This is a genomic window from Thalassobaculum fulvum (assembly GCF_014652915.1).
In the GTDB taxonomy this organism is placed as follows: Bacteria; Pseudomonadota; Alphaproteobacteria; order Thalassobaculales; family Thalassobaculaceae; genus Thalassobaculum_A; species Thalassobaculum_A fulvum.
The window spans coordinates 125,285-137,626 of the sequence record NZ_BMZS01000004.1 but is presented as its reverse complement, the minus strand read 5'-3'; the positions used below and the strand labels follow the sequence as shown (position 1 = coordinate 137,626).

At 69.0% G+C, this 12,342-nt stretch carries 13 protein-coding genes; 11 read left to right on the top strand and 2 right to left on the bottom strand.

Features of this window, described 5'->3' with window-relative positions; all coding sequences use genetic code 11:
* Positions 1-163: 163 nt before the first annotated feature.
* Genes dapA through IE246_RS09990 form a run of 3 tightly spaced genes read left to right on the top strand, consistent with a single transcriptional unit; the run spans position 164 to position 1,966 of the window.
* Positions 164-1,039 carry a 4-hydroxy-tetrahydrodipicolinate synthase gene (dapA, locus tag IE246_RS10000; protein WP_189989612.1) on the top strand — a complete coding sequence of 292 codons (876 nt, stop codon included), beginning with the start codon at positions 164-166 and terminating at the stop codon, positions 1,037-1,039.
* Positions 1,040-1,058: 19 nt separating this feature from the next.
* Positions 1,059-1,529 carry an SsrA-binding protein SmpB gene (gene smpB, locus IE246_RS09995; RefSeq protein ID WP_189988947.1) on the top strand — a complete coding sequence of 157 codons (471 nt, stop codon included), beginning with the start codon at positions 1,059-1,061 and terminating at the stop codon, positions 1,527-1,529.
* Positions 1,526-1,966 carry a hypothetical protein gene (locus IE246_RS09990; protein WP_189988945.1) on the top strand — a complete coding sequence of 147 codons (441 nt, stop codon included), beginning with the start codon at positions 1,526-1,528 and terminating at the stop codon, positions 1,964-1,966. The genes smpB and IE246_RS09990 overlap by 4 nt, the downstream gene beginning before the upstream one ends.
* On the opposite strand, the gene IE246_RS09985 is transcribed toward IE246_RS09990, so the two are convergent.
* Complete coding sequence (locus IE246_RS09985; RefSeq protein WP_189988943.1) at positions 1,963-2,652, bottom strand: uracil-DNA glycosylase; 690 nt, start codon at positions 2,650-2,652, stop codon at positions 1,963-1,965. The two genes, IE246_RS09990 and IE246_RS09985, sit on opposite strands and share 4 nt — an antisense overlap.
* Before the next feature lie 9 nt (positions 2,653-2,661).
* The gene (locus IE246_RS09980; protein WP_189988941.1) at positions 2,662-3,333 is read right to left on the bottom strand and encodes a LabA-like NYN domain-containing protein; all 672 of its coding nucleotides are present in this window, start codon (positions 3,331-3,333) and stop codon (positions 2,662-2,664) included.
* A gap of 170 nt (positions 3,334-3,503) precedes the next feature.
* On the opposite strand from IE246_RS09980, the gene folK reads away from it, so the two are divergent.
* From folK to parC, 8 genes are all read left to right on the top strand, one after another.
* Positions 3,504-4,013, top strand: a complete 510-nt coding sequence (gene folK / locus IE246_RS09975) for a 2-amino-4-hydroxy-6-hydroxymethyldihydropteridine diphosphokinase (protein ID WP_189988939.1) — start codon at positions 3,504-3,506, stop codon at positions 4,011-4,013.
* 88 nt (positions 4,014-4,101) lie between these two features.
* The gene (gene rpoZ, locus IE246_RS09970) at positions 4,102-4,536 is read left to right on the top strand and encodes a DNA-directed RNA polymerase subunit omega (protein ID WP_189988937.1); all 435 of its coding nucleotides are present in this window, start codon (positions 4,102-4,104) and stop codon (positions 4,534-4,536) included.
* Between the two features lie 63 nt (positions 4,537-4,599).
* Entirely contained in the window at positions 4,600-6,741 is a 2,142-nt protein-coding gene (locus IE246_RS09965; RefSeq protein WP_189988935.1) for a RelA/SpoT family protein, read from the top strand.
* A gap of 151 nt (positions 6,742-6,892) precedes the next feature.
* A complete protein-coding gene (gene lepB / locus IE246_RS09960; protein WP_229836870.1) occupies positions 6,893-7,597 on the top strand; it encodes a signal peptidase I in 705 nt (234 codons plus the stop codon).
* The gene (gene rnc, locus IE246_RS09955; protein WP_189988931.1) at positions 7,594-8,277 is read left to right on the top strand and encodes a ribonuclease III; all 684 of its coding nucleotides are present in this window, start codon (positions 7,594-7,596) and stop codon (positions 8,275-8,277) included. Before lepB ends, rnc begins: the two co-directional genes overlap by 4 nt.
* Positions 8,274-9,203, top strand: coding sequence for a GTPase Era (gene era / locus IE246_RS09950; protein ID WP_189988929.1), 930 nt, complete (start codon positions 8,274-8,276; stop codon positions 9,201-9,203). Before rnc ends, era begins: the two co-directional genes overlap by 4 nt.
* A 41-nt stretch (positions 9,204-9,244) precedes the next feature.
* Complete coding sequence (gene recO / locus IE246_RS09945) at positions 9,245-10,018, top strand: DNA repair protein RecO (RefSeq protein ID WP_189988928.1); 774 nt, start codon at positions 9,245-9,247, stop codon at positions 10,016-10,018.
* Entirely contained in the window at positions 10,015-12,252 is a 2,238-nt protein-coding gene (gene parC / locus IE246_RS09940; RefSeq protein ID WP_189988926.1) for a DNA topoisomerase IV subunit A, read from the top strand. The genes recO and parC overlap by 4 nt, the downstream gene beginning before the upstream one ends.
* Positions 12,253-12,342 lie beyond the last annotated feature (90 nt).

Sequence of the window (12,342 nt, the reverse complement as noted above, 5' to 3'; positions counted from 1 at the left end):
CGTCCGAATTCCGCAACGCACACCACCATACCCGGTTCGACGGGGCCGCGGGAGGGGGCCGCGAGCCTTGCCCCGCGGGATTCCGCGGCGTAAGGTCCGGCTCCGCGACATGTGAAGTCGCCGTTCGGGGAGAAGGCCGATGGGTTACGCGTTCGGAGAGCCGATGTTCAAGGGGTCGCTGGTCGCCCTGATCACGCCGTTCAAGGACGGCGAGGTGGACGAGACGGCGTTCCGGAAGCTCGTCGACTTCCAGATCACCAACGGCACCCACGGTCTGGTGCCGGTGGGCACCACCGGCGAAAGCCCGACGCTCAGCCACGAGGAGCACAAGCGGGTGGTCGAGATCTGCATCGACGAGACCCGCGGCCGGGTCCCGGTGATCGCCGGCGCCGGTTCCAACTCGACCGCCGAGGCGATGGACTTCACGCGGCACGCCAAGGAGGCCGGCGCCGACGCGGTGCTGCACGTGACGCCGTACTACAACAAGCCGACCCAGGAAGGGCTGTACCAGCACTTCAAGGCTGTGCACGACTGCGCCGAGATCCCGGTGATCATCTACAACATCCCGGGCCGTTCGATCGTCGACATGACGGTGGAGACCATGGCCCGGCTGGCGGAGCTGCCGCGCATCGTCGGGGTCAAGGACGCGACCGCCGACCTGGTGCGGCCGATCAAGACCCGGATGGCGATCGGCGCCGACTTTACCCAGCTTTCCGGCGAGGACGCCTCGATCGTCCCGTATCTCGCGCACGGCGGGCACGGCTGCATCTCGGTGACCGCCAACGTGGCGCCGAAGCCGCTGTCCGAGATGCACGAGGCGTGGCAGCGCCGCGACCTCGACACCGTGTTCACCATCAACGAGCGCCTGCAGCCCTTGCACGCGGCGCTGTTCTGCGAGACAAGCCCGGGGCCGGTGAAGTACGCGGCCAAGCTGCTGGGGCTGTGCGACGGCACCGCCCGGCTGCCGATCGTCGAGATCGCCGAGTCCAGCAAGCGCCGCGTCGAGGACGCGATGCGGCATGCCGGGTTGTTGAACTGACGAGGACAGCGAGGGCGTCATGGCGGGCAGCCAAGGCGCCCGCCGGGAAGTGGCGCGGAACCGGCGGGCGCGTTTCGACTACCAGATCGAGGACACCATCGAGGCCGGCATGATGCTGACCGGCTCCGAGGTCAAGTCGCTGCGCGAGGGCCGCGCGTCGATCAACGAGGCCTATGCCGGCGAGTACCAGGGCGGGCTCGCGCTCATCAACGCGCACATCCCGGAGTACAAGCCGGCCGAGCCGTTCAACCACGAGCCGCGGCGAATCCGCCGTCTGCTGGTCCACAAGCGCGAGATGAACCGGCTGCTCGGCCTGATCCGGCGCGAGGGCTACACGCTGGTGCCGATCGCGCTGTACTTCAACGACCGCGGAATCGCCAAGCTCGAAATCGGCCTGGCGCGCGGCAAGAAGCTCGCCGACAAGCGCGAGGACGTGAAGAAGCGCGACTGGGAGCGCCAGAAGTCCCGGATCATGCGGGAACGCGCATGAGCGACGGGCGCTCCAGGGTCGGCCCGCCTGAGCCGCCCGGGGCGACCCCGACACGCCGACGCGCCCGCTACAAGCCCTGGACGGCGGCGATCGTCCTGCTCTGTCCGGTGCTGTTCCTGCTGGTCCTGGATGCCGCGGCGCTGGTCCAGGCCTTCCTCGACCCCGAATCCACCTGCTGGCTGAAGCCGCTCAAGGAGTCCGGCGGCAAGGTCCTGTTCCCGTTCGAGATCCACCTGCTGTTCTTCAGTGCGACCTTGCCGTTCTGGGCGCCGGTGATCGTGCTGCTGGCGGCGATGTTCTGGTACGTCGAGTGGATCCGCCTCGGCGAGCTCGCGGCGGTGGTGGCGGTAGCTGCAGTCGTCCTGTACCTGACCGGCGTCGACTTTGCCTGGATGGTCGAACTGTACGATGCCCGCTTCCGGAGCGCCTGCGGCTAGCGGTCGATGACTTGGCGGACCGTGGCGAAGACGGCGTCGAACATCGCGGTCGTCAGCTTGCCGGTGTTCGTGTTGTAGCGGGAGCAGTGGTAGGAGCCGACCAGCGTGCGGCCGTCCGGCAGCGGGTGCACCGCGCCGTGCCCGAACCTGTAGGCCGACTTGCGCAGGCCGAGGGCGGCGAGGGTGGCGCCATGCGCCACCGACCCGAGCACCAGGATGGTCCGGAGCGACGGCATCTGCTCCATCGTCCGTACCAGGAACGGGCGGCAGCCGGACACCTCGGCGCCGACCGGCTTGTTCTCCGGCGGCACGCAGCGCACAGCGTTGGTGATCCGGCAGTCGACCAGCTCGAGCCCGTCGTCCGGCCGCTTGTCGTAGCACCCGCGCGCGAAGCCGTGGCCGACCAGGGTCGCGTACAGCAGGTCGCCGGCATAGTCGCCGGTGAACGGCCGGCCGGTGCGGTTGGCCCCACGCAGGCCCGGGGCGAGCCCGACGATCAGCAGGCGTGCGTCGGTCGGGCCGAAGCTCGGCACCGGCGCGTTGAAGAAGTCCGGGTACGCCTTCCGGTTGGCGTCGCGGAACGCAACCAGGCGCGGGCAGAGCGCGCAGTCCGGCGAGGGATCGGCGGGCGAGGGATCGGCGGGCGCTTCGGCGGCCGGCCGGATGTCGGCGGTCGGGGCGGGCATCGCCGGCGGTCAGGCGCCGTCGTAGCCGCCGGGCCGCCGCGGCGACCGGCGGGTGACGACGGCCGGCATCTCGTCGTCGTCGTAGTCCTCGTCGCCGTTCGAGCTGTCGGTCGGCGTCGGGGCGACCCGGTCGCGCCGCGGCGGCCGGTCGGCGTGGACCCGTTCGATGTCGTTGGCCAGTTGATCGAGGTCGATGAACTGGTCGGCCTGGCGGCGGAGCTCGTCGGCGATCATCGGCGGCGACGACCGGATGGTCGACACCACGCTGGCCCGGACGCCCTTGCGCTGCACCGCCTCGATCAGCGAACGGAAGTCGCCGTCGCCGGAGAACAGCACCACGTGGTCGAGGCGGTCGACCATCTCCATCATGTCGACCGCCAGCTCGATATCCATGTTGCCCTTGATCCGGCGGCGGCCCTGGGAGTCGGTGAACTCCTTGGCGGGCTTGGTGACCAGGCTGTAGCCGTTGTAGTCCAGCCAGTCGACAAGCGGCCTGATCGGCGAGTACTCCTGATCCTCGAGCAGGGCGGTGTAGTAGAACGCCCTGATCAGATGCGCCTTGCTGCCGAACAGCTCCAGTAGACGCTTATAGTCGATGTCGAATCCGAGCGCCCGGGCAGCGGAATAGAGGTTCGCGCCGTCGATGAACAAGGCAATTTTCTCGTGCGGATAGAAGAACATGGCCGGGGCCTCTCAAATGGTGTTCAAACGAGCGTCAATATTCAGACCAAATCCCGTCGATCACAGCGGTATCACGGGTCAGCGCGAAGCGGATGTCATACTATGAGCCCGTACAGGGGTGTGTACAGACGAAACGCCGGACGACCGGCGCGTCCGGCCGGGCTGGTCCGATGATCGTCATCGCGATCGGCGCAAACCTGCCGGCCGACGGTTTCGCGACCGCTCTCGAGACCTGCCAGGCCGCGGTGGACCGGCTCGGACGGGAGCCCGATGTCGCCGTGGTGGCGATCTCCCGTTGGTACGAATCGGAGCCGGTGCCGCCGTCCGGCCAGCCCTGGTACGTCAACGGCGTGGTCCTGGTCGAGACCACGCTGGACCCGGCGGCGCTGCTGGACCGGTTGCACGGCATCGAGGCGGCATTCGGCCGTGTGCGGGTGGTCCGGAACGAGGCGCGGCCACTCGACCTGGACCTGATCGACTACGACGGCATGGTCCGGGACGGCCGCGGCGGCGGCCCGGTCCTGCCGCACCCCCGGGCCCGGGAGCGCGCCTTCGTGCTGCTGCCGCTGGCCGACGTGGCCCCGGACTGGCGGGATCCGGTCGGCGGCAGGGAGGTCGTCGAACTGATCGCCGCGCTGCCGGCCGACGGCCCGTCTATCCGGCCGATTCCGGATGCGTGATGGCTGTGGATAGTCCTTGTTTCGCGAGGGTCGCATCGCTATATTCCGCGGCTCGCCGACTTTCTCCGTCCGCATTCGAGAGGCTCCCATGGCGCGGGTTACCGTCGAGGACTGCATCCTCCAGATCCCGAACCGCTTCGACCTGGTGATGGCCGCGGCCCAGCGGGCCCGCGACATCTCCGCCGGCTCGCAGATCACCGTCGACCGCGACAACGACAAGAACCCGGTGGTCGCCCTGCGCGAGATCGCCGACCTGACCGTCGACTCCGAGGCCCTGAAGGAAAGCCTGATCAAGGGCCTTCAGAAGCACGTCGAGGTCGACGAGCCGGAGGACGACGACCTGGAGCGCCTGATCGGCAGCGAAGGCCTCGGCGGTGCGGCCGGGCTGGACGGCCGTCTGGCCGAGGGCGACACCCTGGACGAGAATGCGGCATCGGACCTGGGCATGCAGGTCGAGGAAGATGGCGAGAGCGGCGGTGGCTTCGAAGACGTGGACGACGGTACGCTCAACGACGAGGACTGACGATCCCGTCTCGCCAACCCGGAGTTCCGGTCCTACCTTCATCGGTATCGCAGGTAGGGCCCGATGATCCGGCAATACGAACTGGTCGAAACCGTACGCGCATACGATCCGACCGCCGACGAGGCGGCCCTCGACCGCGCCTACGTGTACGCCATGAAGATGCACGGGAGCCAGACGCGCGCGTCCGGTGACCCGTACTTCTCGCACCCGCTCGAGGTCGCCGGGATCCTGACCCGGATGAAGCTCGACCACGGGACCATCATCACCGCCCTGCTGCACGACGTCATCGAGGACACCGACGCCTCGCTCGAGGACATCCGCCGGATGTTCGGCGACGAGATCGCGCGCCTGGTCGACGGCGTCACCAAGCTGACCCGGATCGAGCTGCAGTCCGACCGTACCAAGCAGGCGGAGAACCTCCGCAAGCTGGTCCTGGCGATGAGCCAGGACATCCGGGTTCTGCTGGTCAAGCTGGCCGACCGGCTGCACAACATGCGCACGCTGCACTTCATCGGGAAGCCCGAGAAGCGCCGCCGGATCGCCGCCGAGACCATGGACATCTACGCGCCGCTGGCGGCGCGGATCGGCATCAACGACATCAAGGACGAGCTCGAGGACCTGGCGTTCGCCGAGATCAACCCGGACGCCCGGACGTCGATCAAGGCCCGGCTCGACTTCCTGCGCTCCGAAGGCGGCGACCTGGTCGAGCGGATCATCGAGGAACTGCGGACCACCCTGGCCGAGGGCGGCGTCGAGGCGCAGATCGCCGGGCGCATGAAAACCCCTTACTCGGTCTGGCAGAAGATGCAGCGCAAGAACGTCGGCATCGAGCAGCTGTCGGACATCATGGCGTTCCGGCTGGTGGTGGCGGACATCGGTGCCTGCTACCACGCGCTCGGCCTGATCCACGCCCGCTATCCGGTGGTGCCGGGACGCTTCAAGGACTACATATCGACGCCGAAGCCGAACGGCTACCGCTCGCTCCACACCGGGGTGATCGGCCCGCAGCGGCAGCGGATCGAGATGCAGATCCGCACCGCCGACATGCACCAGGTGGCCGAGCTCGGCGTCGCCGCGCACTGGTCCTACAAGCAGGGATCGGGCGCCAGCGAAGGCCGCAAGTACCGCTGGATCAGGGAGCTGCTGGACATCCTCGACCAGGCGTCCGGGCCGGAGGAGTTCCTCGAGCACACCAAGCTCGAGATGTACCAGGACCAGGTGTTCTGCTTCACGCCGAAGGGCGACCTGATCGCGCTGCCCCAGGGCTCGGTGCCGATCGACTTCGCCTACGCGGTGCACTCGGAGGTCGGCGACACCTGCGTCGGCGCCAAGATCAACGGCCGGCTGGTGCCGCTGCAGACCCAGCTCAAGAACGGCGACCAGGTCGAGATCGTCTCGTCCAAGACCTCGACCCCGTCACCGACCTGGGAACAGTTCGTCGTCACAGGCAAGGCGAAGGCGCGGATCCGCCGCTTCGTGCGGCTGAAGCGGCGCCAGCAGTTCTCCGATCTCGGCAAGGCCATGCTGCAGAAGGCGTTCCGCCAGGAAGGCCATCCGTTCAGCGAGAAGACCGTCGCGCCGTTGGCCGAGAAGTTCCGGGCCGAGACCGTCGAGGATCTGTACGCAGCGGTCGGCGAGGGGCTCGCCAGCGCCGTCGAGATCGTGCATGCGGCCTATCCGCCGGCGCGACCGGCCGAGAAGCCGGCGAACGTGGTGCCGATCGCCCGGGCCCGCGGCAAGCCGAAGAAGGCCAGCCGGGACGCGATCCCGATCACCGGGCTGATCGACGGCATGGCGGTGCATTTCGCGCGCTGCTGCCACCCGCTGCCGGGCGAGCGGATCGTCGGCATCGTGACCACCGGCAAGGGCGTGACGATCCACACGATCGACTGCGAGACCCTGGAGAACTACCACCACGAGCCGGAGCGCTGGCTGGACATCGGCTGGGACGCCGAGCGGGCGTCGGTGCATGTCGGCCGGCTCGACGTGGTGATCGCGAACGAGCCGGGCAGCCTGGGCTCGCTGTCGACGGTGATCGGCAAGAACGGCGGCAACATCATCAACCTGAAGATCACCACCCGGTCGGTCGACTTCTTCGAGCTGCTGATCGACGTGGAGGTCGGCGACGTCCGCCACCTGACCACCATCATCGCCGCGCTGCGCGCCACACCGGTGATCAATTCCGTCGAGCGTGCCCGCGGATGAAACGTCGCGGCCGGGCGGTTTTGCTGTCCAGGTTCTTGCCCCGGGGGCGGAAATTCGGCATACCGACCGCGGCTGGACGACCGGTCCGATTCCTCCGATGCAAGCGAGATCTCGACATATGGCGGTAAGAAAAGCGGGCGGATTCGGCGAGATGATCCGCACGATCCTGATCGCCGTGGGCATCGCGCTGTTCATCCGGACTTTCGCCTACGAGCCGTTCAACATCCCGTCGGGGTCGATGATTCCGACGTTGCTGGTGGGCGACTACCTGTTCGTGTCGAAGTTCTCCTACGGCTATAGCCGGCACTCGCTGCCGTTGTCGCTGCCGCTGATCCCCGGCCGGATCCTCTATTCCGAGCCGGAGCGCGGCGACGTCGTGGTCTTCAAGCTGCCGACCGACAACTCCACCGACTACATCAAGCGGATCATCGGGCTGCCCGGCGACACCGTGCAGGTCAAGGAAGGCATCCTGTACATCAACGGCGAGGCGGTGAAGCGGCGCCAGGTCGAGGACTACCGGGACGAAGACCGGTACGGTCGCCCGGCCGACGTGAAGCAGTACATCGAGACCCTGCCGAACGGCAGCGAGCACCGCATCCTGGAGATCAGCGACGATCAGCCGAACGACAACACCGGCGTCTACCGCGTGCCCGAGGGCCATTTCTTCGCGATGGGCGACAACCGCGACAACTCGGTGGACAGCCGGTTCGCCCGCGTCGGCTTCATCCCGCGGGACAATCTGGTCGGCCGGGCCGAAGTGATCTTCTATTCGACCTCGGCCAGTGCCGGCATCGTGGAGATCTGGAAGTGGCTGCCTGCGACACGCTTCGGCCGCCTGCTGAAGGGCATCGGATGAGCGAGGCCGAACGCGACCTCGGCGGCCTGGCCGAGACCCTCGGCCACACCTTCAACCACCCGGACATTCTGCGTCGGGCCGTCACCCATGCCAGCGCCGAGCCGCGCGCCTGGAACGCCTACGAGCGCCTCGAATTCCTCGGCGACCGGGTGATCGCGCTGATCCTGGCGGAACATCTGCTGGACCGCTTCCCGCACGAGCGCGAGGGCTCGATCGCCAAACGCCATGTCAGTCTGGTGCGGCGCGAGACCCTCGCCGAGGTCGCCCACAACATCGAACTCGGTCGATATCTGATAATCTCGCGCGGCGAGGCCGAGGCCGGGGCGCGCGCCAGCGACACCATCCTGTCCGACGCCATGGAGGCGGTGATCGGTGCGCTGTATCTGGACGGCGGGCTGGAGGCGGCGCGCCGGTTCATCCTGAGGTACTGGAACCCGGTCCTCGAGCTCGACCGCCGGCCGCCGCAGGACCCGAAGACGTCGCTGCAGGAGTGGGCCCAGGGCCGGCGCCTGCCGCTGCCGATCTACGCCACCGTCGCGCAGACCGGGCCGGCCCATGCCCCGGAGTTCACGGTCGAGGTACGGGTCGAGGGTCAGGTGCCGCAGCGTGCGGTCGGCAAGTCCAAGCGCCTCGCCGAGCAGTCGGCGGCGGCGGCCATGCTCGGAGCAATAGCGGAATGAGCGGGACACAGGGCGAAGCGGGCACCGGGGAGCCGACCCGCTGCGGGTTCGTGGCCCTGGTCGGCGCGCCGAATGCCGGCAAGTCGACGCTGACCAACCATCTGGTCGGCGCCAAGGTGTCGATCGTCACCCACAAGGCACAGACCACGCGCGCCCGCATCCGCGGCATCGCGATGGCCGGGCCGGCACAGATCATCCTGGTCGACACGCCCGGCATCTTCAAGCCGCGCCGCCGGCTCGACCGGGCGATGGTGCACGCCGCCTGGGCCGGTGCCGGCGACGCCGACGTGATCGTGCTGGTGGTCGACGCCGCCAGGGGGCGGGTCGACGACGACACCCGGCGGATCGTCGAAGGGCTGAAGGCCAACGGTCAGCGGGCGGTGCTGGCGCTGAACAAGGTCGACGGCATGAAGCGCGAGAAGCTTCTGCCGATGGCCCAGGAGTGCGCCGAGCTGTTCGACTTCGACGCGGTCTTCATGATCTCGGCGCTGACCGGCAGCGGCTGCGACGATCTCAGGGGCTACCTCGCGGGCCACATGCCGGAAGGGCCGTGGCACTATCCCGAGGACGAGCTGTCGGACCTGCCGATGCGGCTGCTGGCCGCCGAGGTGACCCGCGAGCAGGTGTTTCTCAAGCTGCACGACGAACTGCCCTACGAGGCGACCGTCGAGACCGACATGTGGACCGAGCGCGACGACGGGTCGGTACGCATCGACCAGACCATCTACGTCGAGCGCGACAGCCAGCGGATGATCGTGCTCGGCAAGGGCGGCCGGAAGATCAAGGAGATCGGCCAACTGGCCCGCGAGCAGCTCGAGGCCATGCTGGAGCGTCGGGTCCACCTGTTCCTGTTCGTGAAGGTCCGCGAGGCCTGGCAGGAGGATCGCGAGCGCTACACCACCTGGGGGCTCGAGTGGGACGTGTGAGCCGCTGCCCCGGCACGGTACCGGAGACGGGCGTCTGACCCATGGTCGAGTGGAGCGACGAGGGGATCGTGCTGGCGGCCCGGCCGCACGGCGAGGGCTCGGCCGTGGTGGTGCTGCTGACCCGCGGCCACGGCCGGCACGCCGGGCTGGTGCGCGGCGCGTTCTCGGGGCGGGCGCGCGGGGTCTACCAGACCGGGAACCGGGTGACGGTGGAATGGCGGGCGCGGCTGGCCGAGCATCTCGGCAACTACGTCTGCGAACTGGCCGAAGGCCATGCGGCGGCGATGCTGGACGATCCGCTGAAGCTGGCCGGCCTGACCGCCGCCTGCGCGGTCGCCGAGGCCTCGCTGCCGGAGCGCGAGCCGCATCCGCGGGTGCACGACGCGCTGGTCGCGCTGCTGGGCGCCATGGCGAACCCGGATCTGGGCGATGCCTGGGTGGCGGCCTACGTACGCTGGGAGATCGGGGTGCTGGCCGATCTCGGCTACGGGCTCGACCTGGAGAGCTGTGCCGCGACCGGCGCCAACGACGGCCTCGCCTATGTCAGCCCGAGGTCCGGGCGGGCGGTGTCGCTGGCCGCCGGCGAGCCGTACCGTGACCGGCTGCTGCCGCTGCCCCGATTCCTGACCGGGCAGGTGGGCATGGGGGCGGGCGGCGATCCCGACGACCTGTTCCGGGGCCTGGCGCTCTCCGGGTTCTTCCTGGAACGCCATGTGTTTGCGACCCACGGCCGGCAGCCACCGCCGGCCCGCACGCGATTCGTTGAACGCTTCGCGCGGGGCGCTACAGTATCTGGTGGAGGATCGGATACATGACCACGACATCTGCCGAAGAACCACCGCGGATCCGCGACACCTGGCTGGCCGACGCGCTGAGCGAGCGCTACCTCGCCTATGCCCTGTCGACCATCATGGCGCGGTCGCTGCCGGACGTCCGGGACGGCCTGAAGCCGGTGCACCGGCGGCTGCTGTTCGCGATGCGGCAGCTCCGGCTCGACCCGGGCTCGGCGTACAAGAAGTCGGCGCGCGTGGTCGGCGACGTCATGGGTAAGTTCCACCCGCACGGCGACGCCGCGATCTACGACGCCATGGTCCGCCTGGCCCAGGACTTCGCGGTCCGCTACCCGCTGGTCGACGGCCAGGGCAACTTCGGCAACGTCGACGGCGATAACGCGGCGGCCATGCGCTACACCGAGGCGCGGCTGACCGAGGTCGCGCGCCTGCTGCTCGACGGCATCGACGAGGACGCCGTCGACTTCCGGCAGACCTACGACGGCGAGGGCGAGGAGCCGATCGTCCTGCCCGCGGCGTTCCCGAACCTGCTGGCCAACGGCGCCCAGGGCATCGCGGTCGGCATGGCGACCTCGATCCCGCCGCACAATGTCGACGAGCTGTGCGCCGCCCTGCAGCACCTGATCAAGCATCCGAACGCGGCCGACGAGACACTGGTCGACCTGGTGCCGGGGCCGGACTTCCCGACCGGCGGCACGCTGGTCGAATCGCGGGAGTCGGTGCTGGAGGCCTACCGCACCGGCCGGGGCAGCTTCCGGGTCCGCGCCCGTTGGGAGGTCGAGCCGCTCAAGAACGGGACCTGGCAGATCGTCGTCACCGAGATCCCGTACCAGGTCCAGAAGTCGCGCCTGATCGAGCGCATGGCCGAGCTGCTGCAGAACCGCAAGCTGGCGCTGCTGGGCGACATCCGTGACGAATCCGCGGCCGACATCCGGTTGGTGCTGGAGCCGAAGAGCCGCAACGTCGATCCCGACGTGCTGATGGAGAGCCTGTTCCGGCAGACCGACCTGGAGAGCCGGATCTCGCTCAACCTGAACGTCCTCGACAAGGACAACGTGCCGCGGGTGATGAGCCTGCGCGAGGCGCTGCAGGCGTTCCTCGACCACCGGCACGAGGTCCTGGTGCGGCGCACCCGGCACCGGCTCGACAAGATCGCCCACCGGCTCGAGGTGCTCGGCGGCTACCTGATCGCGTACCTGAACCTCGACGAGATCATCCGCATCATCCGTGAGGAGGACGAGCCGAAGGCCGTCATGATGCGGACCTTCGAGCTGACCGACGTGCAGGCCGAGGCGATCCTGAACATGCGCCTGCGGGCCCTGCGCCGGCTCGAGGAGATCGAGATCCGCAAGGAGTACGAGGAGCTGTCGGCCGAGCGCGACGACCTGACGGCCCTGCTCGACGACGAGGGGCGGCGCTGGCGGACGGTGTCGCAGCAGCTCGGCGAGCTGCGCCGGGCGTTCGGCAAGAACACCGAGATCGGCCGCCGACGGACCGAGGTCGGCAGCGCGCCGAGCCCGGTGATCGTGCCGACCGAGGCGCTGGTCGAGCGCGAGCCGATCACCGTGATCTGTTCCGAGAAGGGCTGGATCCGGGCGCTGAAGGGCCATATCGGGCCGGACCAGGAGGTCAAGTACAAGGAGGGCGACGGCGAGCGGTTCCGGCTGCACGCCGAGACCACCGACAAGATCCTGGTGTTCGCCACCGACGGCCGCTTCTACACGATCGGCGGCGACAAGCTGCCGTCCGGTCGTGGCCACGGCGAGCCGATCCGGCTGATGATCGACCTCGCCAACGACGAGGATCTGGTGGCGATCCGGCCGCTGCGGCCGGGCGAGAAGCTGCTGGTGGCGTCGACCGAGGGACGGGGCTTCGTGGTACCGGCGGACGACGTGGTGGCACAGACCCGCGCCGGCAAGCAGATCCTGGTGCTGGACGGCGGAGCCAAGGCGAAGGTCTGCGTACCAGCCGCCGGCGACACCGTCGCCGTGGTCGGCAGCAACCGCAACCTGCTGATCTTCGACCTCGCCGACCTGCCCGAGATGTCGCGCGGCAAGGGCGTCATCCTGCAGAAGTACAAGTCGGGCGGCCGGTTGGCGGACGCCTTGGTCTTCAGGGCCGAGGAGGGGCTTTCGTGGGTCCGGGAGGCCGACGGCCGCCGGCGCACCGAAACCGAACTCGCTCCGTGGCGCGGCAAGCGTGCCGGTGCCGGCCGGAACCCACCGAACGGCTTTCCGCGACCGCCCCGGTTCACCTGATCCCGGGCCGGGATCGCGGGGCGCGCCCCCGAACCAAGGAGGAGACATCCTGTCCAGGGGTCGGCGCCGGCCGGCCCGGCCGGGCAGGCG

Bases quoted from the DNA above. Each gene is read 5' to 3' on its own strand.
- smpB (WP_189988947.1), top strand. From the start codon at position 1,059: ATGGCGGGCAGCCAAGGCGCCCGCCGGGAAGTGGCGCGGAACCGGCGG.
- folK (WP_189988939.1), top strand. From the start codon at position 3,504: ATGATCGTCATCGCGATCGGCGCAAACCTGCCGGCCGACGGTTTCGCG.
- IE246_RS09980 (WP_189988941.1), bottom strand. From the start codon at position 3,333: ATGTTCTTCTATCCGCACGAGAAAATTGCCTTGTTCATCGACGGCGCG.
- era (WP_189988929.1), top strand. From the start codon at position 8,274: ATGAGCGGGACACAGGGCGAAGCGGGCACCGGGGAGCCGACCCGCTGC.
- lepB (WP_229836870.1), top strand. From the start codon at position 6,893: ATGATCCGCACGATCCTGATCGCCGTGGGCATCGCGCTGTTCATCCGG.
- parC (WP_189988926.1), top strand. From the start codon at position 10,015: ATGACCACGACATCTGCCGAAGAACCACCGCGGATCCGCGACACCTGG.
- IE246_RS09965 (WP_189988935.1), top strand. From the start codon at position 4,600: ATGATCCGGCAATACGAACTGGTCGAAACCGTACGCGCATACGATCCG.
- dapA (WP_189989612.1), top strand. From the start codon at position 164: ATGTTCAAGGGGTCGCTGGTCGCCCTGATCACGCCGTTCAAGGACGGC.
- IE246_RS09985 (WP_189988943.1), bottom strand. From the start codon at position 2,652: ATGCCCGCCCCGACCGCCGACATCCGGCCGGCCGCCGAAGCGCCCGCC.
- rpoZ (WP_189988937.1), top strand. From the start codon at position 4,102: ATGGCGCGGGTTACCGTCGAGGACTGCATCCTCCAGATCCCGAACCGC.
- recO (WP_189988928.1), top strand. From the start codon at position 9,245: ATGGTCGAGTGGAGCGACGAGGGGATCGTGCTGGCGGCCCGGCCGCAC.
- rnc (WP_189988931.1), top strand. From the start codon at position 7,594: ATGAGCGAGGCCGAACGCGACCTCGGCGGCCTGGCCGAGACCCTCGGC.
- IE246_RS09990 (WP_189988945.1), top strand. From the start codon at position 1,526: ATGAGCGACGGGCGCTCCAGGGTCGGCCCGCCTGAGCCGCCCGGGGCG.